Here is a 25594-nt window from a genome sequence, read left to right on the forward strand (position 1 = left end):
TGAATTAAAAATTAAGAACTGAAATCCGTGCAAAGGATACAATTTTTCCTGATTCATTTTTTATTTTCATGGCTGATATACCGTATCAGCTACAGTTAGTCTATTCTCTGGGCGTTGCCTTTCATTATAATTTTATCTCCATTTTTATTAAAATACAGCACCTCTCTTATGATCCAGCACCAAGTGTCTTTATTGTTTTTCCAAAAATATTCATTAAAGATCTGAGATATAAGAAATGGATCCAGAAAGTTCATTTTTTCTTTCATATCCAAGGTGTCATCCAGAATATCTTTATAGGAAGGATATTCCGTGAGGTTTTCAAATAGTTCCAGGGCATAGTTTTCGTTGACCAGCAGGTCATCTGCGATTAATTCATTCAGCAGCTCTGCATATTTAGGTTGCATTCTTTCATTAAAATCATTCAGGTCAATATAGAGTTCAAAAGGATATATTTCTTTACCTCCAATATATTTTCTGTAATAAAACTCATCGTATAATATAGTACGCGGATCCACTTCCTGATCGTTGATAAATAGCTGTAGAGGATTTAATGTTTTATCCACCATAGGAGATTTTTGAGGAGGTATAGGTTCTTCTGTATAATAAAGAGGGCTGAAATAATCCTGGATGACTAATTTTTCATTCTCCAGGATGTCCCTGATTTCTGCCGCCGGGAGGTCTGTTACAATAGTAGGATCACCTTCCAGGGTAAGCAGAGCGGATTCTGACTGATATATTAATATGCCTTTATAGGAATTATTGATCACAATCCCTTTTTCTCCCGTCTCCGGATTTACACTGATTAAGTGTTTGCCCTCCCAATACAGATATTCATTGTATTCGATATCAAAAAGCAGCTCTACGGTATAAGAATACACCTTCCTTTTATCGTTAATATGAAAACGGGGAAAGCAGTACTGTAATACATAAGGGAGCCCGGCCTGTTTTAATGATTCTTTAAATTTTTTTATATGCAGTTTCTCTGCATTAAGGATCCGTTGTTTAATTTCTTCGAAAGTCATGGTTGGTCTGTTTTAATCCTTATTCATTGAATGCTTTAATGGTAGTTTTCAGCTGATCAATAGTGATAATATTTACATGATCATTAATTTTCACAGGATAGACGGTACTGAATTCCGCATTTTTAAAATCAACGGCTTTAAACTTACTGTCGATGAAAGTTAAGCCATCCAGTTCTGCTGATTCAAAAGTTGTATCTGATACATAACAATCTCCAAAGTGGCTCAACCCCAGTTTTACTTTCCTGAAAGTACAGGACTCTATGACCGTATCATAAAATTCAGCTTTTGTTATTTCATCTTCCGAAAAAACACAGCTTCTGAAGGTGCATCCATGAAACTCACATTTCCTTAAAAAACAATGTTCAAAATTGACGGAAGAGAAAGTACAGTTAAAGAACGAGCTGCCTCCCAGATTCAGACTGCTGAAAGTACCGGATATAAATTTTGTATTACTGAATACCGCCGTATTTAGATCTTCCTCTTTCAGTATGAGATCATTAAATTCTTCATCGGCTATATCCAGCTGCTGCCCTCCGGTACCGTGAAGCCATTGCTGATGCAGTTGTATTTTTATATTCTCCATGTTTATTGATCTGTATATCTGATCCTTTTGTGAGTTTAATGCTCTGATTTATGCTGTTGATAAAAATATTTTACATTTTTTGATCAAATAACCAAACCACATCTTTTTCAATATTATCGCTAATGGAAGAGAAAGAATGGTTAGTAATCTCGAATTGAGTATCATGAATTACATTATCACAAAAAACAATATCCGTAAAATTACATTTCCTGAAAATGCATGATGTAATTTCTGCTCCCATTATTTCAGCACTGACAAAAGAACACGAGGTAAAGGAACATCGTGTAAATGAGGTATTGCTTAAGTTGGACTTTGTAAAATCAACATTCTGAAAGATGCATTCCTGAAATGAGGTCTGCACAAAATACGCGGAATAAAGCGAAGTTCCGTTAAATTCAACATGACTGTATTGGGATTTTACAGAGATCAGATCATCCAGATTCAGGCTTCTGATAACCAGATTATTGAATTCAGTTTCGTTAAAACCTGGTAAATCATCAGCTGTGTAATCACTTTTCTCTCTTATTGCACTATATAAATTAAATCTGTTCTCCACTTTTTATATCTGGGTATTAATTTTAACATCCGTAAACAGCCTATTCCTTTTCAGGAGGAAAAGGATAATCTGCTAGTGGTAATAATTCTTCTCCTTTTTGGGCTAAATATTTCTGAAGGCTGCCTAATTCGTAAGAGTAATGAAACACTAAATCACGGCTGGTTTCTTTAAAATCAATCTTTACAAAAGGGGAGCCTTCTATGATTTCATGGGTATGTTCAATGTGGGTATTATTTTCTTTATTGAATCTGTAGGTAAACTGTGTAACTGCTGTTGGAGCGTACATTATTTTTGTCACTTTCATTTTTATTAGTTTTTGGTCTGTTAATTTTTCCATTCGGAAACATTCGGATAAATTTACATTTTTTAGCGGTATTTATTTTGGCCCCATAAAAAATAAAATCTTAAAGAGAGGATATCAGAATATATGAGAAGTAAGAATTACTATTTTTAAAATATGAAATTAGAAGCATATACAGAACCCAAAACCTATTTTATAACCCAAACTGTTTACTGGAAATTAACAAAAAGTGATAGTTACGTTCCCATAATCAATATTACCGGGAAAATTGATTCAATGGAGGAATCAGAATTACTGAAATTTTATCTTAATGAAGAGTTTTACGATGATACTACTTCTTATCGAATAATTAATTTTTCTGACTTACAGAATAATACAAATACTCCTTTCAGATTAAATCCTATCTACAAAGACCGGTTTATTTTTATAAAAGGGAACTTCAGCATTGAGGAAAATAACGTTTTCGATACAGAATTAGAGGCTTTAAACTATTGTTCCGGATTACTGAAAAAAGAATATTATGACGGGAAAATAAGAATATATGATGACCAATACCAGAAACCTAAATTTGTTGAAGCACTGGAACATACTCATTTTATTTCCTTTGAAATTAAGCACGACCAAAAAAATGGATTAGGCTATTTTAAAATAACAGGAGCCTATCCCGGGCCTACCAAAGACCTTGAGGATGATATATTAGAAACAAAAAGGATGTACGCTGCTTTAAAGAAATTTTTAAAATTTTCCGGAGTAAAGCATGTGATCATCGATATTACAGATTTTAAATATCAATACTTAGACAAGTATTTAGAAGATTTTATGCCTTCTTATGAAGATTTTGAGAGCAACCCATCTAAAATAAGCTATATTATCAATAAGAATACAGATACTACTTATGGTTTTGTAAAAAACTCAGGACTGTTTTTTGATCAGGATGAGGCAATAAGAGCTTTGAAATTGGAATAAAAAGACATCATTGGCAGCTCATCATCATGATAATGAAAGCTGCAATTTATTCTATTTTATAATCAGCAGGAATTATGTGTGATTTGCAGAATTTATTCAATAGGGGCCGACTTTAGTCCGCCAAAATAATAAAAAACAATCCATTGGCTTTAGCCAAAACCTATATAATGAATCCATGAAATATAGGAGAAAAAATATCCACAAACATCCGTGCATTCTGTGGGAGATTTAAAAAAAAATTCGTGCATTAGTGGCAGGTATATTGCCACTAATGCACGAATTAAATTTAATATTGATGTTATAATTTACTTAAGTTTCAAAGATCTGAAGTTTTTATTGGTGTGAAAATAAATCTGCGCAATCTGCAAAATCTGCGAGAATAAAAATAATCGCAAAGATCAGTGCCAATCTGTGTATTCTGTGGGAAACGATAAAAATATCCGCCAGGCAAAAGAGTTCTATAAAATCTTAAGATCATTAAACTTTTCCTCTCCAAACTTATCCTGGAACTTTTTCAGATAAAAACTCTTCCTCATCTGAAAATCATGCTTAAGCAGGGGAGAGTCTATTTTAATCACCACACATTTTTCTTCGATATTTACGCTTCGGATTTCGCTGAAAAGACTTTTATCAAGGTAATCTTCCAGAAAATCTTTAATCTCAAAGGCGATAAGCTTATCTTCAAAACCATAAATTCTTGCAAAAGATTTCACAAGTTCTGACGATTGATATTCACGTTTTTTCTTCTTCATACTATTTTCTCCCTATAAATTGAGTGGTTAAACCTTTGCTTTTAAAAAACTTTTCCAGTTCAGGATAAAGGTATTCACAGGTTTCAATAAAATTTAGTTGATCATCCGGAAATGACCTTGATCCGGAACATTCAAAACAAACCTCAAAGTAAGCAAAAATCTGATCATTTTCATCATAAAAGAGGACCGCATTTCTTGGAAAATAACATTTGTTTCCCATTTTATTTTCCAGATAATATTTGCTGCAGGTATTATAAAGGATATTGGTCAGTTCTGAAATTTCGGCCAATGTCAGAATTTTTGATTCCTGAATATCTTCATCAGTCGGATTTTTAATAAAGTCTTCCAGCTCAATAGGCTTTCTAAGCTTTTTTTCAGCTTCCTGAAAACGCAGATACTCCTCATTTGTTTTAAAGGCTGTAGGCGGAGGAGGTGACGGTAAGCTCTTTCCAAGCAATTTCAGATTGAACGAAATAATTTTCACTTTAACTGCCTGGTTGAACGGAAATTTTGCAATTCTTTTACTCAATGCGAGCGGTTTGAAGTTCTTATTAAGCTTTCCATGTTCAGGAGTATTCACTTTTGAATTCTTCTTCTGACCTAAAGAAAAACAAAAGAATAGTAAAAGTGTAGTAATAATTATTTTCTGAATCATATTTTGAAAATAAGGTTTTTGATGCGAGCAAATAAGATCGACTTTGTCACAAAATAAATGGATGATTAAAAACAACCGCTTCATCAAATCAACGGTCTTAACAATGAAAAATTTGTGTTGTAAAAATACGGGTTAATCTTCCGGGGTTGATTAAAAAAGGATATTCAATCCTATTATTTTCTCTTTACATATTCGGTTGTCAATCCCTTGCTTTTAAAAAACTTTTCCAGATCCGGATAAAGGTATTCACAGGTTTCGATGGGTTCCAGCATCTTTTTCGGTGAAGATTCTATTCCTGAACATTCAAAACAAACTTCGAAATGAGCAAAAATCTCATCATTCTTATCATAAAACAGGATGGCATTTCTTGGAAAAAAGCATCCGCTTGTAGAAACAACACTTATATAATATTTATTGCAGGTATTGTAGATCACATCCGTGAGCTCGGAAATTTCAGAATGTGTTAACGTTTTAGATTCCTGAATTCCTTCAAAATTAGAATGTTTAACCGCTTCCCTCAATTCAAACTTTACATTTTTTCTGATACTGTCATAATATCTGGTGAGATTGATAGAGTCTTCCCTTGTTTTTGGTGGTGGAGGCGGTGGCGTATAAGATCCTGCACTCGTTCTTTTTAAATTCAGATTATAAGAAATGATCTTTACCTTGGCCGCTTTATTAAACGGAAATCTGGCCATTCTCTTCTGAGGGGGAATAGGTTTGAAATCCTTTCTGAGATCACCGTCCCGATAAGAATTATACTCCGATAACAGATCTACAGCCTTCTTCTTTTTCTTCTGTCCAAAAGAAAATATAAAAAATACTGAAAATATCAGGATGAAGATTTTTGATGTCATATCTCAAAAATAATACTTTCTTCGTTAATTTTCTTCACCACACTTTCCGTTCTTTCCCTGTGGGTATCCGTAATGAAAATCTGTCCGAAACTTTCTTTGTTAACCAGTTCAATCAACTGGGAAACCCTTGTATCATCAAGCTTATCAAAAATATCGTCGAGTAAAAGAATAGGAGTCTTCTTGGTCAGTTCTTTTACCAGATTCATCTGAGCTAATTTAAGGGAAATAAGGAAAGACTTCTGTTGTCCCTGCGATCCGATTTTCTTAATTAAAACATGGTCCATTTCGAAAAGAAGATCATCTTTGTGAACGCCTTTTGAGGTATAGGTAAGCATCCGGTCTTTTTCAAGACTTTCCTTTAAAAGTTCTTCAAAAGAGCTTTCAAGAAGGTGGGATTCATAAATAACGGATACGGTTTCCTTTCCTCCCGAAATAATTTGATAGAAGTTCTGAACAATAGGGTTCAGTTGTTCTACAAATTCTTTTCTTTTATTAAAAATTTTCGTTCCGTATCGGGTAATTGGATCATCATAAATTTCCAGTGAGTCTTTATCCCAGGTTCTGTTTTTCGCAAAATATTTAAGCAGGGCATTTCTCTGCTGTATAGTTTTCTGATACTGGATCAGATCAAAAAGATAGCCTGAATCCGTCTGGGAAATCATAGAATCCAGAAACTTCCGGCGGCTTTCTCCGGAATCCGAGATCAGGTTGGAGTCATAGGGAGAAATCATCACACTGGGCAAATATCCGATATGATCGGCGAGTCTGTCGTAGCTTTTATCATTTTTTTTGATGATCTTCTTAGCTTCTTTGGGTTGGGAGATCTTGATGGTGTCTTCACTGTCTTCATTCAGGACCTCGGCATCGATGGTGAAAAAGTCTTCCTCCCGTTTGATATTGTTAAAATCCGTATTGCCTAAAAAGCTTTTCCCTACAGACAGATAATGCAGGGCATCCAGAATGTTGGTCTTTCCGGCACCATTGTTCCCTACAAAACAGTTGATCTGTGGCGAGAACTCGAATTTCTTCTCCGAATGGTTTTTGAAATTGTAAAGAGAAAGCTTCTTGATAATCATTCGTCAAAAATACTCCATTATTAGTAAAAATAAAAAAGGAAGTGCTGAACAGGTTTCCACTCCGAAGGAAAAATAAGTGTCATCACGTTTATTTTCAGCGAAATAAATGAAAATATAAGTTATGATACCCGAAAGGAAAAATGCTCCGGCATATAATGGTTTAAGATAAAAAGTGGAGATCAGGCAGCTAACAAATACAAGAATATACGCAATATACTTCGTATTCTGAATCCCAATCATTTTAGGGAACGTCTGTATCGTATCACTGTCCATATCCCGGATGTCAAAAGGAAGGACTAATGCTGTTATAAAAAAGAAACTGACCAGGAAAATGGGCAGACTGAATTCAGGAAGCGTAAGCCAGCAGTTCACCAATGCCCAGACCAATCCAACGTAAAAAACCTTCAGAAGCGGGATTTTCCGGATATATACATCAAGGAAAAAGCTATTGTAAAGCAGTCCCAGAACAACAATGATGAACCATTTCAGAAGCCTTATTTCATTATGATTATGAATGATCAGAAAAGCGCAGATAACCCCGGCTATGGCATTTAAAGTAACAATCTTAAGAAAATGTTGGGTGTATTGATATTTGGTATAAAGATAACCACTGAAATAAGTGATAAAGATCAGTAATACAGACGGGAAACGGAATGTGTTTTGCTCCTTCATAAAAAATACTGCAAAAAGAGTTCCCATTAAAGAGACATAGAGCTGGCTGTCTATAATGTATTTTTTCAGTACTTTTAAAACATTCATTTATCAAAATTAATACCTATGAAAATCATCTCCAAATGTGTTCTTCTCTTTTTTGCTTTTTCGTGCATATTTTTCCATGCACAGAAGTTTTATGAAGAGCAGTGGAAGAAAATTGCAGAAAGCTACAAAGACGGAACTTTCAAATCCAATCTGCCCCTTATTCTTGAGATTCAGAACAAAGCTGTAGAAGAGAATAATACGACGGAAATAATCAAGTCTCTGAAGGCAGAATTTGCAGTATATAAAGCCACTCAGGACGATCCGAAGAACGATTATGCTTCCGTTTTCTTTTCCAAGATCAGTAATATGGAAAAAAGATTGAAAAATGAAGATCTGCTTTTTTTTAAAGTATTGGAGATAGAATTCTTTGAAAATTATTATAACCTTAAAAAATGGGAGATTCTGAGCCGGACGAATGTTGCTAAAGGAGATATTTCAGAAATAGAATCCTGGACGAAGCTTGATTTCAAAAACTTTTACCTGAAGAGACTGGCAGAATTGACCGCAGATGATAATAAACTCCGGAAAATAAATATTGAGAAATACAAAGACGCCTTTGAAAATGAGCGCGACTTTCAGTTCTTTCCCTCTCTTTACGACTGGAAGGTTAAAAAAAATATTGATTTCCTGAACAACAGTGATATATTCACCAAAGATGAATTAAAAGAGAATCAGGCTGTTGTTCTTGCTTTATATCAGAATGTGATTGATTTTAATACCGCTAATTCTAAACTATATTTCCAGCACCAGAAACTGATCTATGAAAACACTATCAAAAAAGATGAAAATTTCCTGGATAAGCAGTTAGCATTAGTCAATTCCCCTGTAAAAGGAGATTACAAGATTTTAATTGTAAAAAATATAGTGGGAGAATACACCGGCAAATCAAAGTATATTCAGGCTGTAGAGCTGATTGATAAAATAAAGAAAGAATATCCCGGTTCAAAATTTCTGAGCAATATTATCTACCAGGAAAACCAGATAAAAGCAGGCTCTCTTACACTTTCTCTTGAAGTTCATAACGAACCCGGAAAGCCTATCCAGATCGTTGCCAATCATAAAAATACAGACCGCTTTACCCTTAAAATATATCAGGTTAATAACGTTAAAAAGCAATTAGAGTATCTGGCCTATTTAGGATATCAGGTAGATCCCCAGGAAGAGGAGTATAAAAAAATAGATAAAACCCTTTTCAGGACAGATTCTTTCAGCCTTCCCAATAAGAAAGATTATCTTAAATACAGCACGGCTCTTGAAATGAAAGAGCTTCCTAAGGGAGTATATATCGGGGAGTATATTAACGGAGAAGAGGTGTCAAAATTTATGTTTATTATCACCTCTTCCATGATAATTTATGATGAAAATAAAGATTATGTTCTGGTTGACCGTGAAAACGGAAAACTGAAACCCAATACCCGGCTTTTTAAATTTAACTTCAGAGACTATTCCGGAATAGACGAAACCCAGCTGATGATTGATACAGATAATATGGCTAGATTTCCTTCCGAAAAAATAGTGGAATATAATGTTCCGCGTCGTCTGATGTATGATCCGGCAGGAAATGATTACAACATCGTAGAAGGTACCTATTTTTCCCGTTCATATGAGGCATATTACCCACATACGCAACTTTTCCTGGACCGGCAGATCTTCAGACCGGGACAGACGGTTTATTTTAAGGCTATTTCCACCTACCCGGATGCTGAAAAAAGATCAGACAGGCTTACCGTCAGTAAAAATCAGAAAGTGACCCTGTATGACGCCAACGGGCAGATCGTGAGCAGCCAGGATTTTACGACCAATGCATTCGGATCGTATAGCGGAAGTTTTGTTTTACCAAAAGACAGATTGAACGGACAGTTCAGGCTTGAAGCCTCTGGTTATGCTGAAGGAGGTCATATAAGTGACTCTAAATATTTTTCTGTAGAAGAATATAAGCGCCCTAAATTTGAGATCATTTTTGATACCATCAAAAAAGATTATAAATACGGCGAAACCATTGAACTGAGAGGAAAAGCTGTTACATTCTCCGGAATTCCATTGAGCAGTACCAACGTTAATTATGAAATTAAAAGAGAGAATATCCGCCAGAGATATTTCTGGTGGTACCCATACGAGAGCTACAGCAATGAAAATTCAATCCTGGGAAAAGCAGAAACGGACGAGAAAGGAGAGTTTGTCATTAAAATCAATCTTAAAAAAGATGAAAACACAGAAGGAATACAGGTTCATAACTATAAAATAAAAACGTCTGTAACGGATATCAATGGTGAAACCCAATCGGCAGAAACCAATGTGAAAGTAGCCTCAGTTTCCCATTATTTAAAAACCGATGAAATAAAAGAAACTTTTGCTGAAGATGAACTGAAAATTAAAGTCAAAGCCTACAACTATAATGATGTTTCCCTGAATAAGAATTACAGGGTAAAACTGGTCCAGCTGAAGCAGCCGGAACGCGTTCTGAGAAGTAATTTTGAAAATCTGATTCAAACCCTTCCGGGAATGTCCAGAAAAGAGTTTCTGAAAAAATTTCCGCATGACCGCTTTGATCATTCTGAGAACCGTAAAAATTGGGAAACCCTGAAAACCATTATAGACGGAACAAAAGATGATAAAGAATTGAATCTTGGAAAACTGGAACCAGGAGATTACAGACTTCTGGTATATAATATTGAGGGCAAAGACACTATAAAAGCTGAACAGGATTTTGAGATATGGAGCCGAAAGAAATTGGGGAAAAATCAATATCCGTTTTTGAAGGTCATGGGCCCGAAAGATAAGGTGGAAAGAGGCTCCCAGGCCGTTGTTTATGCTTATTCAGCGATTCCTAATGCATCTGTAAATATCTATTTTCAGGACGGACAGGGGAAAAGGACCATCGAAAGAAAGAAATTTACCAACGGAATATTAACGTATAGCTTCCCGGTATCCAGAGAGAAAAAGATCACACAATATAATGTACAGTTTGCTCTGGCTTATTATAATGATGTACAGAATCAATATGCTCAGGTTAGAATTAAAGAGGAAGAAGATCCTTTGAAAATTGAACTGATGACTTTCAGGGATAAAGTAGAACCAGGTACGAAAGAAAAATGGAGTGTTAAGATCTCGGGGAAAAATAACGAAAAAGTGATTGCCGAAGTGTTGGCCAATATGTATGATAAATCTTTGGATAAATTTGCTCCCAATACCTATAACTTTATAAAATATTACAGACCTGTAAATGTTATGCAGGATTACAATATCAGAAACCTGATGCAGACTCTTGACTGGTATCAAAAAGTCAATTATCTGGAAACAAAAGGAGTTTATATTCCAAAGTTTAACTGGTTTGAAGAAGGTCTGTTTCACAGGCTGCTGATAAAATATGGACTGATTACCGATACAGACGGTGATGGAATTGATGATATGAATGATGCCTGTCCTACCGTTCCGGGAATCGCTTCGTACAATGGCTGCCCGCCTTCCAGCCACAAGGCAGTGGCTGAAACGGTAAGCAGTTCTGCCAAGGAACAAGGACGCTTTGACAATGAAGCTGATGTGCCCCTGTCTGATAAAAAAGATGCAGCACCAGAAGAAAAAACGAAAGAAGATCTGAACGATGTGAAAACCCGTCAGAATCTTAATGAAACTGCATTTTTCTATCCAAACCTGAAAACGGATGCCAATGGAAATGTAAGCTTTGAATTTACAACACCGGAAGCCCTGACCAAATGGAAATTGATGTTCCTTGCCCACACTGTAGACCTAAGAACGGCTATTCTGGAAAAAGACATCATCACCCAGAAAAAACTATCTGTAAATCCAAATTATCCGCGATTTTTGAGAGAAGGGGATGAACTGAACTTCCAGGTCAAAATTTCTAACCTTACAGACAAAACCATGTCCGGGGCAGCTTCCCTGCAGATCCTCAACGCAGAAACCAATGAAGATATTTCAAAGCTGTTCGGAATTGATTCAGCGGTACAGAATTTTGAAGTAAAAGATACCGGAAATTCCGTGGTCAGCTGGAAGATCAAAACACCATTCAATAAAGCAACATCCATCATCATCAAAGTAGTGGCAAAAGCAGGAGAATATTCCGATGGGGAACAGATCCCGGTTGCCGTGCTTTCCAACAGGATGATGCTTACCGATGCCGTTCCTATCTTTGTGAAAGAAGGGCAGACCAAAACCTTTACCCTCCAAAATCTTAAAAACAATACTTCTGCGACGGTTGAAAACATCAGCAATACCCTTGAACTAAAAACAAATCCGGTTTGGGAGATCCTTTTTGCCCTTCCGGATCTGAGCCAGAACCTCAATATCACGTCTGATGCTATCTTCAATACCTGGTTTGCAGACATCGTGGGAACCGAGATTTTCAAAGCCAATCCAAGGATGAAAGCCGTTTTTGATGAATACAAAAGCGCCGACCTCCTGAAAAGCAACCTTGAAAAAAATCAGGAGCTTAAACAAGTGCTGCTGGAAGAAACTCCCTGGGTGCTGAATGCCCAGTCTGAAACAGAAACCATGAACAGGATTTCAAGGCTTTTTGAAGTCAATGCCATGAAAGCATCCATCAACAGCGACTGGAAACTTCTTTTACAATATCAGAACGGAGACGGAGGATTCCCATGGCTGCCGGGGTACCCGAGCTCATATGTTTCCTCGTTATACATCCTCAGAAATCTTGGGAAAATGAATGAATGGCTGAAAGGAGGAATAAACCAGTATCAGTCAGGACAGGCGAATATGGTTTCTTCCCTGATCCATTATATCGACAGGGAATTGGGTACCCACTGGAAAGAAAATGAAAATACCCCGTGGAGCAACTTTGCCCTGGATTATCTGGATGCAAGACGCTATTGGGAAAAAGAATATCCGCTGCAGGGAACAGGGGCAAGCCTTAAACAGAATATTATCACCCGTGCAGATCAATTCAAAATTACAGACTTTACCTTCTTCGGTCTTCACAGGGCAGCGCTTATTTATGACAGCTACGGATTGAAAAATACCTCTAAAAAGCTGATTAAATACCTCAAAGAAACCTCTGTTTCTTCAGAGACACAGGGCGCTTACTGGAAACAGAACCTCAATGACTGGGGCTGGTATGAATCCAAGGCGGTAAATCATGCTGGCGCCATAGAAGCGATTAGCAAAGTAACACCCGAGGATATTAATTTTATTGAAGAATCAAAAGTCTGGCTGGCCACACAGAAAGAAACCAATTCATGGGGAAATTCCAGAACAACCGCTGAAATTATTTATACCCTCATGAATTCAGGAAAATCTTGGACCACCCCGGAAGCGGATAAGGCTACCGTAACCTGGGGAGGAAAAGAAGTAGCTCCACAAACCAAAACAACAGGCTATCTGAAGCAGACCATTCATTCTGATAAGGTCGATAAAAAGCTGGCTGAGGTAACCGTAACAAAACCCGGCCCGGGAATTGCACAAGGTGGATTGTTCTGGCAGTATTACGAAAACCTGGAAAATGTAAAATCCACAGAAACCTATCTTTCCATGACAAGAGAGTATTATAAAAAAATAAAAACCACAAACGGAGAAGAGCTGATCAAAATCACAGACAGCAGTCCGCTTACCGTAGGAGACCGTATTACCGTAAGGATGATCCTTAACACAGATCGTCCAATGCAGTATATCCACCTGAAAGATATGAGAGCAGCAGGACTGGAACCTGTAGATGTACTTTCCGGTTATCAGTATAAAAATAATCTGGGGTATTATCAGGCCACCAAAGATGCTTCCACCAACTTCTATATTTACTACATGCCGAAAGGGAAATATGTATTTGAATATGATTTGGTGTGCAACGCTTCAGGAAACTTCTCCAGTGGTTTTGCCACCCTGCAGAATTATTATGCACCTCAGATGAATGCCAGAACCAAAGGAGATAAAATAGAAATTAGAAAATAACATATAACAGATGAGAAATGTCAAACTATTAATGATGTTGCTGTGTTTTAGCTTTTACCCTAAAATGCAGGCGCAACAGTATTACGACGGACAATGGAAGAAGATTACGGACAACAGCACCAGAGGAGCCTATAAATCCAATCTTCCCATTATTTTAGACATACAAAACCAAGCCATGAAAGAAAATAATGTACTTCAGCTGATTCGTTCCCTGAAAGCGGAATTCAGTATCGTAAACCGGACCGTAGACGATGATCAGAATGATGCGGTCTCTCAGTTTTTTAAGAAGCTTCAGACCACAGAGGCTAAACTGAAAGGAGAAGAACAGCTGGTATTCAGGGTTCTGATGAATGAGTTTTTCCAGGATTATTACAGCCAGAACTCCTGGAAGATAAATAGCAGAACCAATATCAATTCACAGGATCTGTCACAGATAGAAACCTGGAGCAAGCTGGATTTTAAAAACTATCTCTCCAAAAGCTATCAGGAACTGGACAGCCGCAAACCGGAAATGAAAAAGATTGCCCTGCAGAAATACCAGGATATGCTGACAGAAACAAAGGATATCGCTTATTTTCCAACGCTTCTTGACTGGTATTCCTTAAAAAAGATAGCTTTCCTTTCTGACAACGGATTTTTTACAAAAAATGAACTTACAGAAAACAGAACAAAAATCAATACTGTTTTCGATGAGCTTATTGCGCAGAACAGCGGAAATTCAAAGCTCTATTTCATGAAAGAAAAATTGACGGAAAACTGTGATTACAACCGTTGTAAAGATAAACTTGAACAGCTTCAGAGTCTCTTGAAATCCGGAACAGAAGGTGATTACAAAGTAGTCATCATGGAAGAGATCATGAGTGAGCTTATCATCAAAAAGAACATAAAAGAAGCTCTGGCTGTTGCAGATCAGGCGAAAAAGCAGTACCCGAAATCGCTCTTCCTTGAAAACATTAAAAACAGGGAAAACCAGATCACCAATCCGCTGCTTACCATTAAATATGAGCAGCAGACGCAGAGTAACCTGCCTGTTCATATTGTTGCAGAACATAAAAATGTATCCGAATTCTCCCTGAACATTTATGAAGTAAAAGAAGACTTTCTTCCATTCATGCAATACATACAGGGCAGCTATAACAATACATTCGGAAACATCAAAAAAAATCTGGTAAGAAAAGAAACTTTCCAGCTTGCCGATGCCAAAGATTATCAGAATCATAAAACTTCTCTGGAGATTAAACCTCTTCCGGCAGGAGCTTATGTTGCTGAATATGCAGTAGCAGGATCAAATGATAAGAACAGCGATTCCAGACAGAATTTCTATTTTCTGGTTTCCGGAAACAGGATCATCTATCAGAACAAAACGGATCGTAATCAGCTTTCCAATGAAATGAAACTGGTAAGCAGTGAGAATGGAAAACCTGCGACGAATGAAGGTCTTACTTTTTATGAGTTTGTTTCCAATAAAACATTAAATAAAATTGACGGTAAAACCAACGAAAATGGGGTTTTCAAATTCCCTTCTACAGCCAGCAATGCGTACTACAGAACATTCCTGATCCGTCAGCCGAAAACCAATGATTTCCAGATTATGCAGGTCTACGGTAACAGTGGAACGGCAGAAGAATATAATCCGAATAAACAATCCCGTCTCCAGGCTCAGATCTTTACCGACAGAGCCATCTACAGACCGGGACAGATCGTTTATTTTAAAGTGATCAATACAAAAATTGATAATGAAATAGAATCTGTAACGGCAGGTCTGAAGCAGAAAATTACCCTTCAGGATGCCAACGGTCAGGATGTTTCCTCCCAGGATTTTACCACCAGCGAATTTGGTTCCTATCACGGCAGTTTTACCCTTCCAAAAGGCCAGCTGAACGGTGTTTTCTACTTGAGAACAGATGCAGGTTCTCAAGGCTATAAAGATTTCAGGGTGGAAGAATACAAGAGACCTAAGTTTGAAGTAACCTTTGATCCTGTAAAAGACGAATATAAATACGGACAGACCATAGAGCTGAAAGGAAAAGCAATGATGTTTTCCGGAGTGGCTTTAAGCAATACCACGGTAAATTATGAGATCAAAAAACATAATATCCGATGGAGATATTTCTGGTGGTACCCGCGTGGAAATGATAATGAAAACTCTATTCTGGGCGAAGCGAAAACCAATGAAAAAGGAGAATTTGTCATTCGTCTGGACCTTAAAAAAGATGAAACTTTAGAAGGAATTCAGATCGATAATTATGAAATCAATGCTTCCGTAACAGACATTAATGGAGAAACCCAATCCGCAGATACACAACTGAAGGTAGCTTCAGTTTCCCACTACATAAAAGCAGATGAGCTTAACAATGCCTTCAGTGATGAAAATGTAAAGCTGAAAGTGGAAACCAGAAACTACAACGAACAGGATCTGAAAAAATCTTACCAGGTTAAGCTTTCCAAACTGGCGGCTCCGGACAGAATTTTCAGAGAGAACTTCCAGTCGGCGGTTCAGGATCTTCCGAAGTTTTCAAAAGAAGAATTCATCAACAGATTTCCTCATGATCTTTTCGATAAAAATGATGAGGTTAAAAACTGGAAAACAGAGAAGGTGCTTATGGAAAAACAGCAGCAGCCTTCAGCAGAACTGGATTTAGGAAAACTGGATGCAGGAGATTATCAGTTGGAGCTTTATAATATCGAAGGAAAAGATACCATTAAATCCTCTCAGAACTTCAGTGTCTGGGATAAAGGAGCCTTAAAACCGGCACAGAAAACCTTCCTGAAAGTCATTGAACCTAAAAATGAATTCTCAAGAGGGGAGAAGGCGAAAATATATGTTTATTCTGCAATACCGGATGCCACAGTGAATGTTTTTGTACAAGACGGAACCGGAAAAACCGTTTCAGAAACCCATAAACTGAAAAAAGGAGTACTGGAATATACCACAGACATTCCTAAAGATAAAGGAATTTCTGCGCTGAATCTTCAGTTCCAGGTCGTAGCATTCAACGATGTGCAGACAAAATCTGTAGTCCTGAAAATTAAAGATTCAGAACAGCCACTGAAAATAGAAACCGTAACCTTCAGAGATAAGATGGAACCGGGTTCAAAAGAAAAATGGAGCGTAAAAGTTTCAGGAAATGACAAGGAAAAAATAAATGCTGAGGTACTGGCCAATATGTATGATATGTCACTGGATCAGTTTGCGGCTAACAGTTTCAACTGGCAGAAGCTTTATATGCCTTATTCTCTGATCACCTCATATGAAATCGGTGAATATCTGCAGCAGGCTTATTATCAGAAAAGATTGAAATACTATAACGGTAAATCTGTGCAGGTTCCTGGCTTCAACTGGTTTGATAATGACATCTATGGTTATGGGGTAGCTGGAAATATAGGACGTTTAACCCGTAGCAAAATGGCGCCTGTTCCTGCTCCTACTGCCATTGCTAAAGAAGCAAGCGTTGATGAAGTTGTGATGGTGGCATATGGGCAGAAGAAAGCTATTACTGGATCGGTAGCGGAGGTTAAAGAAGCAGATGCTGACGGAGTTGTAGATCAGGCTGAACAAAAAGAATCACTGGAAAAAGTTCCTGTACGTCAGAACCTGAAAGAAACAGCCTTCTTCTATCCCGATCTGAAAACCGATGCGGAAGGTAACGTAAGCTTTGAATTTACTTCTCCGGAAGCCCTTACAAAATGGAAGCTGATGTTCCTGGCCCATACCAAAGATGCCAGAGCAGCTGTACTGGAAAAACAGGTCGTGACCCAGAAAGAGTTTTCTGTAACCCCTAATTATCCAAGATTCCTGAGAGAGGGAGATGAACTGAATCTTCAGTCTAAATTATCGAATCTTACCGATAAAAAATTAAGCGGTTCCGCGGAATTACAGATTCTGGACGCTTTCACCAATGAGAACATTACTTCAAAATTTGGGATCAATGCAGGAGCTCAGAACTTTAATTTAAGTGAGAACGGAAATTCTGCCCTGACATGGAAGCTTAAGGTTCCGAATAATGTTTCGTCCATCATCATGAAAGTAGTAGCCAAAGCCGGAGCTTACTCAGATGGTGAGCAGCAGGCTGTAGCCGTACTTCCTAACAGAATGCTGGTAACAGATGCTGTTCCTGTTTTTGTAAAAGAAGGAGAAACCAAAACATTTGTTCTGGAAAATCTTAAGAATACAAACTCAACAACAATTTCCAATGTTTCCAATACACTCGAACTGACTACCAATCCGATCTGGGAGATCATGTTTGCATTGCCAAGCCTGAAAAATGATCAGAATAATTCTGCCGATGTCGTGTTCAACAAATGGTTTGCGGATGTTTTAGCCTCTGAGATCTTCAGAGCCAATCCGAAAATGAAAACTGTTTTTGAAGAATACCAGAACAAAGGATTGCTGAATTCAAATCTGGAGAAAAATCAGGAACTGAAACAGCTTTTACTTGAAGAAACCCCTTGGGTACTGGAAAGTAAAAATGAAAACGAACAGATGCAGAAACTGGCGCTGTTATTTGATGTTAATACGATGAGAAACTCCATCAGCCAAAGCTGGGACGATTTCAGAAAACTACAGAACCCTGACGGCGGATTCTCATGGTATTCCGGGTATCCAAGCTCGTACGGAACTTCTTTATACATTCTTAAAAACTTAGGAAAGATCAATTCATGGTTAAAAGATAATGTAAAAGATTATCAGGGAACAGAACAGAATGAGCTTGTTGCAAAACTGGTTCAGTATGTTGATAATGAGGTCAGCAAATATTGGGATGTGAAAAAAGAAAATGTGTGGAATAACTGGACGATGGATTACCTTGATACCCGTAACTACTGGGAAAAACAATATCCTTTGAAAGGAAAAGGAGCTACATTGAAATCATTGGTAAAACAAAAAGCAAAAACCGCGAAGATCACTGATTTCACTTTCTTCGGACTTCACCGTGCTGCATTACTGATGAATGACTATGGCCTGAAAGACGTTTCGGATAAACTGATGAATTACCTGAAAGAAACCTCCACAGACACAAAAACACAGGGCGTCTACTGGAAACAGAACCTGAATGACTGGGGCTGGTTCGGATCAAAAGTAGTGAATCATGCAGGAGCTTTGGAAGCGTTCAATAAGTTGAAGGCTAATGACCAGAAGTTCATTGAAGATATGAAAATCTGGTTGGTAACCCAGAAAGAAGTAAACTCATGGGGCAGCTCAAGAGGAACCTCAGAAGTGATCTTTACCATCCTGAACTCAGGAAAGTCATGGACCAGTGCTGAAAGTGATAAAGCTACAATCATTTGGGGCGGAAAAGAGCTGGCACCTCAGACCCAGGCAACCGGATATGTGAAATCTGCCGTAAAAACAGACGCTGTAGATAAAAACTTAGCAACCGTTACCATTACAAAACCCGGACCTGGAATTGTTCAGGGAGGACTGTTCTGGCAGTATTACGAAGATCTGGATAAGATTAAATCTTCAGAAAACTATATCTCGGTGACCAAAGAGCTGTATAAAAAGATAAAAACAGTGAATGGAGAGGAACTTCAGAAAATTTCGTCTGAAACCCCGCTGAAAGTAGGAGACAAAGTAACCGTAAGAATGATCCTGAATACAGACCGCGCTATGGAATTCATCCATATTAAAGATATGCGTGCTGCAGGATTTGAACCTTTAGATGTGCTGTCCGGATACCAGTGGAAAAATAATTTAGGATATTATCAGTCCACCAAAGATGCCTCCACTAACTTCTACATCCAGTACATGCCGAAAGGGAAGTATGTATTTGAATATGATGTGGTTGCCAATGCTTCAGGAAAGTTCTCCAACGGGATTACCACGATGCAGAATTACTATGCTCCGCAGATGAATTCACACACAAAAGGAACAGCCGTTTCTATTTTGGAATGATTTTTGGCCATAGGGAAGTAGTAAAATTTTAAAATAAAACAAAATGAGATTTTCAAAAACTTTAATTACAGGATTGGTAATGCTTGCAGGTGTAAATGCTTTCGCACAAAAGAAAGCTGAAAAGTTTGAGAAGCTGGAAATTCAAATGTTCCCAAAAGCTAAAGAAGGATACAAGCAGGTATACATTCAGCTGCCTGTTGCAAAAAATGAAGCGGATTTAAAAGTAGAATTCTTTGTAGGTGCTGAAAAAATGCTGGACTGTAACAAATATTTCCTGATGGGAAATGTGAAAACCCAGGATCTTCAGGGATGGGGCTACAACTATTATGAAGTAGAATCCAACGGAGAAACAGGCGGAACCTTAATGGCTTGTCCTGATAAGAAGCTGACGAAAAAATTCGTAACCCTTCAGCCGGAGGTTGTAAGATACAACAGCAAACTGCCGTTAGTATTCTACGTACCGAAAGATTTAGAAGTACGTTACAGAGTTTTACGCCCTGATGCCAAAATGAAAACAGCCGTTCAGAAATAATCTGAAACAGCAGTACATAAAAACCTCCCCTCAGAAATGTGGGGAGGTTTTGTTTTTTATAAACATTACTAACGAAAAACCTGTATTTATCTACGAAACCTGCGAAAGAAAAACATTCACCAAAATCTTTGAAATCCGTGCAATCCGCGGGAAACCTGAATAATTAACCTCAGAGTTCGGGATAATAAAATTAGACTTATATTAAGCATTATAATTGATGATCAATTTATAAATTTTTGTAAAAAAACACGATGTTATTTGAGTTTTTTTAAGTGCTCCGCAGGAGTACTCTGTTCATAGAATTTAATACATGATCTAAGGTGAGCTCCGTAGGAGCGACCTGATAATTATAATGATTAATATGTTATTTTAATATGAACAAAATTTGAAAACAATTATACCCTCAGTCCGGGATAAAATGTCTTATTTAGACTGGCTTAAAGCTGGGAGAAGGAAGTTATGAAGGTCATTAAAAATAAGTGTTGATGTATTTTTATCTTTTTAAGGCAATTTGATTTTACAATGGTTGTCAATACTTATAACTAAAAGTAACTTCTCGCCTTATATACTTAAACTTCTTAACCCGAACCAAGGTTAATTATGTTGGAAAACGCAACAGGCGCAAGGTTTTGAATCATTATACTGCATTTAAGGCGCTAGAAAATCAAAGATTTCAATTCATTTGATAACCATTTTTTAGTCTGGAGGATTGAGCAGATCAAGCCGATTTTATCATTACTAAACCGGATACTTACAACGTCCGCTTCATCGAATCAACAAAGTTGATTCCCTTCTTAGCTTCCTTAAAAATCAACATTGCCTATACATCGAACTTTACGTTTCCAAAAACTGAAAATAATTTTTTTTTATTTAAAACATCTCTCAAATTGAAATTAAACGATTACTCTATAGTTATGTTAAATAGGGAGTTAAAACTAAACGTATTTTAAACTTGTTTTAAATTCACCTATTTTTGATGTATATCGGTAACGAATTAACATTTTTTTGCATTATATTTGTTATAAACATAAACCATGAAAAACAATTTATTGATTTTTACGTTTAGTTTTCTGGCTTTCCCTGCTTTTGGCTGGGCACAGTCTGCTCCGGATTTTAAAGAGCTGCTAGATAGTGCTATGGTTCGCGATTCTGATCTCAAAATGCAAATTACCCAGAATAAACTCACCGATCTTGACGAACACAAGCTGAAAGACATTTTTCTGCCTACACTAGAAGTGAGCGGACAGGTCGGATATCTTAATGCAACCACAAGACTTACATCGCCGGAAATTAACCTCACGCCTTTCATCAATATCCCGGAAGGAAGCTTTAATAACAATCTCAACATATCCGGTTTCTCCGGAATCGCCAAAGCAGAGGCTAAAATGCTTCTTTACTCAGGCGGTAAGGTGAAATACATGAAAAAAGCGGTTGAGGAAAAGAAAATATCCGAAGATATTCTTTTGGAAAAGACGAAGGATGATGTGGTGGCTAATATTTCCAAAGCCTATGACCAGCTGGCATTGATTCATCAGTCTAAAAAAGTATTGGATGAAAGCAAAAAAAGGCTGGATATCAACAGGAAAACAGCAGATAAAGCTTTAGGGTACGGTCTCATTACCCCGTACGATCACAAGAAAATCGAACTCGCTCAGGCAACACTGAACGCTAAAATGGTAGAATATGAAGGGAAAAAAGAACTTCTTCTTACCCAGCTTTATATTCTTACCGGTATCAACAGAGACCGCCTAAGAATGATTGTTCCGGTACTTTCTCCGGTAGATCTTATAGCTCCTGAAAAAGGAATTGAACAGAGAGCTGAGATCAGAGCCCTCGATCACGGAATTAGCGCGGCAGATTACAAAATCAAAGCAGAAAGAACGTGGATGATTCCAAAAGTACAGCTGATGGCTTCGGCTTATTATATCGGGCTTTATGGAAGCAGAATCAAAACCTCTGAAAATATTATTCCTGCCATTCCGGAAATAGGGTATGGCGGAGCAAAACTGGACTGGAGGCCCAACAACGTCAATGTTCTTCCGTTACTCACCGCAGGCGTAGGCTTTAAATGGGAAATTTTTGACGGAAAAGAAGGGAAACACGCAGAAGAAACCGCACGGATTGGGAAAGAAATTCTTCAGAACAAAAAAGAAGATGCCGTGAAAAAGCTGACCCTGAATCTGGCTAACAACCAAACCAATTATGATATAGCCACTGCACAGATTGAGCTGAAAGCGAAACAAAAAGAACTGGCTAAAAACGCACTGGTGCAGGCAGAAAAAGAATTCAGATACGGAATGAGCAAATCGTCCCAGCTGATTGATGCCGAAAATGATCTTGAAGCGGCAGAATTGGAATATCAAAATGCTGTTTTCAACCAGAGAAGAGCCGGAATAGAACTGATGAGATCCACTCAGGAACTGGATGTAGCCAAACTTTATTAACTCCTTACCATTAAAACGATGCATAAAAATATACCCATACTCTTTGCAGCTCTTTTTCTATTAGGGAGCTGTGGTGAAAAAAAAGAAAACCTTAATGATTCCGAAGGGAAAACCAAAAAGGACGTGATTTCCTTCGCTCCGAAAGTAACCGGAAGAATTGTGAAAATATACGTTACCGAAGGGCAGACTGTAAAAAAAGGGGATACCCTTGCGCAGCTGGATGTACCGGAAGTTTCTGCAAAAATAGCCCAGGCTCAGGGTGCTGTAAATGCAGCCACAGCCCAGGAACAAATGGCCAAAAACGGAGCTACGGCAGATCAGCTGAGACAGCTTCAGGCCAAATATAAAGGCTTAAAAGAGCAATATGAATTTGCCCAGAAATCTTTCAAAAGGGCTAATAATATGTTCCGCGACAGCTTAATGTCTCCACAGGCTCATGATGAAGTATACGCAAAACTTCAGGGCGCAAAAGCGCAGTATGATGCTGTAGTGGCAGAACTGGATGATGTGAAAAGAGGAACCCGTGTAGAAAAAGTGGAAATGGCAGCAGGACAGGCATCACAGGCCCGAGGAGCACTTCAGGAAGCCAATGTTGCTTATTCTGAAAGATATGTAATTGCCACTAATGACATGGAAATAGAAACCATCAGCCTGAATACGGGAGAACTGGCAACAGCGGGTTTTGCTTTATTTAACGGCTATATTCCTGAAAGTACCTATTTCAGATTTACCGTTCCCGAAAGTGCTATTGCAAAGTATAAAAAAGGACAGGAGGTCAATATGCAGGTCGTCTATAACAAAGAAAACCTGGCTGGAAATATTGTATACATCAAACAGCTGACAAGATATGCGGATATTACCACTGCCTATCCTGATTATCAGCTTCAGGATGCCGTATATGAGATCAAAGTAAAACCTAAAGATATGAATAAGGCTAAAAGTATTTTAGTCAATGCTAATGTTATTCTGAAATAAGATGAAAGAATTTTTCCGGCTTTTAAAACGTGAGTTCAAACTTTTTATAGGTAATTCTACCTTAAGGACCGTATTTTTTCTGGCCCCGGTATTTTATGCCACCCTGTTAGGATTCGTTTATAAAAGCGGAAAAGTTGAAAATACACCCGTATTGGTCATCGATAGGGATAACACCCCTTTGTCCAGCCAGCTCACTGATATGCTGGATGACAACAAAAGCATCCGGATTATAAAATACGTTCAGGAACCTTTGAGCATGAAAGATGAGGTGATCCGTCATGAAGCCGCCGCCGTAGTCGTTATTCCTTCCCGATTTGAAGCAGATATGCTTCAGAAAAAATACCCTGAACTCAATGTATATATCAATACCGGAAATGTTCTTACAGCAAATTTCGCTTCCAAAGCATTACAATTAACCATAGGAACATTCTCTGCCGGAGCCTCCATAAAAGCTTTACAGAAAGCCGGAATGCCTGCAACCAAAGCAGCAACCCAGTACGAACCTTTCAAAGCCAATTACATAACCCTTTTCAATACCACCGGAAATTACCTTATTTTCATGTGGCCTGCCATGCTGGCGGTTGTGCTTCAGCAGGTAATCCTCCTGGCCATGGCAGTAAGCTTTGCCGCCGAGTTTGAAAGAGGATCTTTTGTAAAAGAATACCTTAAAATGAAAAAATGGGCTTTCCCGACGATGCTTATTAAAGTAATCCCGATCTGGGTATTTTCCATTCTTATTGTAGGAATCTATTACTTTATGCATATGATATTCCGGGTTCCGATGCCGGAAGGAATACTGAACTTCATCCTTCTGACAGCTGTTTTTGTGGGTTCAGTATCCTTTTTAGGAGTGTTCATCAGTATCCTGATTCCGGACGCACTGAAAGCGACACAGATTCTGATGGTCATTGCTTCACCGGCATTCATTATCAGTGGATTTACTTGGCCATTAAGTGCGATGCCTGCTTTCGTACAATTTATTGCAAACATTATCCCGCTTACCCCTTTTCTTCAGGCGTTCAAAATCCTGTTGATCCAGAAAGGCTCCGTGGAGCTTACTTATCCTTACTTACAACATCTGAGCATTCTTCTTGTGGTATATGCCATTATAGGCTGGATTGCTTTGAAGATCAAACTATGGTTTATTTTTAAAAAGGCAGCCCCGCAGCAAATAGAAGAACTGGAAATTGAAGAGTAAATAACAGGAGTTTTTTCCGGCATCAGGCTGTCTTATCAGTATATCCCAGTTCATTAATAACTTTGGACAGTTAAATTTCAATTAAAAACAATTAACAACTTTTTTGTTGCCCTATCCAATCAAAAGAAAAAACTGATATATTTGCTTTCAGATAATTTAACAGACTATGGAAAATGTATTTGATGCAAAAGATGCTCAGAATTATATAGATAGAATAAACAAACTTGTTGAAGATACCCATGGTTTATGGGGCAAAATGACAGTGGACCAGATGCTGGCACACTGCAGTATATCTTATGAAATGGTATACGAACCTGAAAAACATAAGAAGCCGGGAGCCATTGCCAAATTCATTCTGAAAACTTTTGTAAAACCTAAAGTAGTGGGAGAAAAAGCATATCCTAGAGATTCTCCTACAGCTCCGCAGTTTCTGATCTCCGGAAGAAAAAATTTCGAAGAAGAAAAGAAAAGACTAATCGGGTTTATCCAGAAAACACAGCAGCTGGGTCCGGATGCTTTTGATGGCAAAGAATCTTTTTCTTTTGGAAAACTTACCGCTCAGGAATGGAATAATATGTTTGCGAAACATCTGAACCATCACCTGTCTCAGTTCGGAGTTTAAGCCTTACCCATCTATGAAAAAACTTTTATACCTCCTCATTCTTGCCTGTAATTTTGCATGGGCACAAATGCCGGATATTTCAAATGTCTGGCTCAACAGCAGTAAACCTTACATCGGAACCATCGGTGGCAAAGGGCAGGAATTAAAGATGAAGATCAATATTTCTGAACAGAATAAGAAAAATGATCAGGAATATTTTGTTTCCGGTTATTCGCTTGTTGATGATAACTATGCAAAATTCGAAGGAAAATTCATCATTACCAAATACAAAGATGCCAAGAGTAAAGGCACAGTATTCGGAGAATATGAACTGGCAGAAGAAAATAAAGGAAAACATTCAGGACTTTTCAAAGGGAAGTTCACCTATACCTTCAAATGGAATAAGAAAACCGAAAAAATTGAAGATCAGGATATAGAACTCACCGGCGACTGGAAAAGCTATGACGGAACACTGGACTTTAAAACCCGCTTAAAAAACCAATAA

18 protein-coding genes are annotated in these 25594 nt (G+C 37.8%); 9 read left to right on the plus strand and 9 right to left on the minus strand.

Annotation, left to right across the window (positions count from 1 at the left end; genetic code table 11):
• Positions 1–95: 95 nt before the first annotated feature.
• The 4 genes from J2Y40_RS04290 to J2Y40_RS04305 all read right to left on the minus strand — a co-directional run bounded on the left by J2Y40_RS04290 (position 96) and on the right by J2Y40_RS04305 (position 2465).
• Positions 96–1022 (minus strand): hypothetical protein, encoded by a 927-nt coding sequence (locus J2Y40_RS04290; protein ID WP_309997317.1) that lies wholly within the window; start codon positions 1020–1022, stop codon positions 96–98.
• A gap of 19 nt (positions 1023–1041) precedes the next feature.
• Entirely contained in the window at positions 1042–1605 is a 564-nt protein-coding gene (locus tag J2Y40_RS04295) for a pentapeptide repeat-containing protein (protein WP_309997320.1), read from the minus strand.
• Between the two features lie 70 nt (positions 1606–1675).
• Positions 1676–2161, minus strand: coding sequence for a pentapeptide repeat-containing protein (locus tag J2Y40_RS04300; RefSeq protein WP_309997322.1), 486 nt, complete (start codon positions 2159–2161; stop codon positions 1676–1678).
• A gap of 40 nt (positions 2162–2201) precedes the next feature.
• Complete coding sequence (locus J2Y40_RS04305; RefSeq protein ID WP_309997324.1) at positions 2202–2465, minus strand: hypothetical protein; 264 nt, start codon at positions 2463–2465, stop codon at positions 2202–2204.
• A gap of 153 nt (positions 2466–2618) precedes the next feature.
• On the opposite strand from J2Y40_RS04305, the gene J2Y40_RS04310 reads away from it, so the two are divergent.
• Positions 2619–3428, plus strand: coding sequence for a hypothetical protein (locus J2Y40_RS04310; RefSeq protein ID WP_309997327.1), 810 nt, complete (start codon positions 2619–2621; stop codon positions 3426–3428).
• A gap of 458 nt (positions 3429–3886) precedes the next feature.
• Here the strand turns inward: J2Y40_RS04310 and J2Y40_RS04315 are convergent, their stop codons facing one another.
• From J2Y40_RS04315 to J2Y40_RS04335, 5 genes are all read right to left on the minus strand, one after another.
• Positions 3887–4180, minus strand: coding sequence for a hypothetical protein (locus J2Y40_RS04315; RefSeq protein WP_309997329.1), 294 nt, complete (start codon positions 4178–4180; stop codon positions 3887–3889).
• Between the two features lies 1 nt (position 4181).
• Complete coding sequence (locus J2Y40_RS04320) at positions 4182–4835, minus strand: hypothetical protein (RefSeq protein WP_309997331.1); 654 nt, start codon at positions 4833–4835, stop codon at positions 4182–4184.
• A 173-nt stretch (positions 4836–5008) separates the two neighbouring features.
• Positions 5009–5692: a hypothetical protein gene (locus tag J2Y40_RS04325; protein ID WP_309997333.1), complete on the minus strand. Its 684-nt coding sequence runs from the start codon at positions 5690–5692 to the stop codon at positions 5009–5011.
• Positions 5689–6768 carry a DNA replication/repair protein RecF gene (gene recF / locus J2Y40_RS04330; RefSeq protein ID WP_309997335.1) on the minus strand — a complete coding sequence of 360 codons (1080 nt, stop codon included), beginning with the start codon at positions 6766–6768 and terminating at the stop codon, positions 5689–5691. Before recF ends, J2Y40_RS04325 begins: the two co-directional genes overlap by 4 nt.
• Positions 6769–6771: 3 nt before the next feature.
• Entirely contained in the window at positions 6772–7527 is a 756-nt protein-coding gene (locus tag J2Y40_RS04335; RefSeq protein WP_309997337.1) for a hypothetical protein, read from the minus strand.
• Positions 7528–7545: 18 nt separating this feature from the next.
• Between J2Y40_RS04335 and J2Y40_RS04340 the strand changes: the two genes are divergently transcribed.
• The 8 genes from J2Y40_RS04340 to J2Y40_RS04375 all read left to right on the plus strand — a co-directional run bounded on the left by J2Y40_RS04340 (position 7546) and on the right by J2Y40_RS04375 (position 25594).
• Complete coding sequence (locus tag J2Y40_RS04340) at positions 7546–13446, plus strand: MG2 domain-containing protein (RefSeq protein WP_309997339.1); 5901 nt, start codon at positions 7546–7548, stop codon at positions 13444–13446.
• Between the two features lie 10 nt (positions 13447–13456).
• Positions 13457–19339 carry an MG2 domain-containing protein gene (locus J2Y40_RS04345; RefSeq protein WP_309997341.1) on the plus strand — a complete coding sequence of 1961 codons (5883 nt, stop codon included), beginning with the start codon at positions 13457–13459 and terminating at the stop codon, positions 19337–19339.
• A gap of 43 nt (positions 19340–19382) precedes the next feature.
• Positions 19383–19871: a serine protease inhibitor ecotin gene (gene eco / locus J2Y40_RS04350; protein ID WP_153393548.1), complete on the plus strand. Its 489-nt coding sequence runs from the start codon at positions 19383–19385 to the stop codon at positions 19869–19871.
• 1034 nt (positions 19872–20905) lie between these two features.
• Positions 20906–22315, plus strand: a complete 1410-nt coding sequence (locus J2Y40_RS04355) for a TolC family protein (RefSeq protein ID WP_309997345.1) — start codon at positions 20906–20908, stop codon at positions 22313–22315.
• Between the two features lie 18 nt (positions 22316–22333).
• Entirely contained in the window at positions 22334–23290 is a 957-nt protein-coding gene (locus J2Y40_RS04360; protein ID WP_153393544.1) for an HlyD family secretion protein, read from the plus strand.
• Position 23291: 1 nt separating this feature from the next.
• On the plus strand, positions 23292–24488 hold the full coding sequence (locus tag J2Y40_RS04365) for an ABC transporter permease (protein ID WP_153393542.1): 1197 nt from the start codon (positions 23292–23294) through the stop codon (positions 24486–24488).
• A gap of 166 nt (positions 24489–24654) precedes the next feature.
• Entirely contained in the window at positions 24655–25110 is a 456-nt protein-coding gene (locus tag J2Y40_RS04370) for a DUF1569 domain-containing protein (RefSeq protein ID WP_153393540.1), read from the plus strand.
• A 13-nt stretch (positions 25111–25123) separates the two neighbouring features.
• Positions 25124–25594 carry a hypothetical protein gene (locus J2Y40_RS04375; RefSeq protein ID WP_153393538.1) on the plus strand — a complete coding sequence of 157 codons (471 nt, stop codon included), beginning with the start codon at positions 25124–25126 and terminating at the stop codon, positions 25592–25594.

The sequence above is a fragment of the Chryseobacterium sp. 2987 genome, assembly GCF_031456375.1.
GTDB classification, from domain to species: Bacteria; Bacteroidota; Bacteroidia; order Flavobacteriales; family Weeksellaceae; genus Chryseobacterium; species Chryseobacterium vaccae.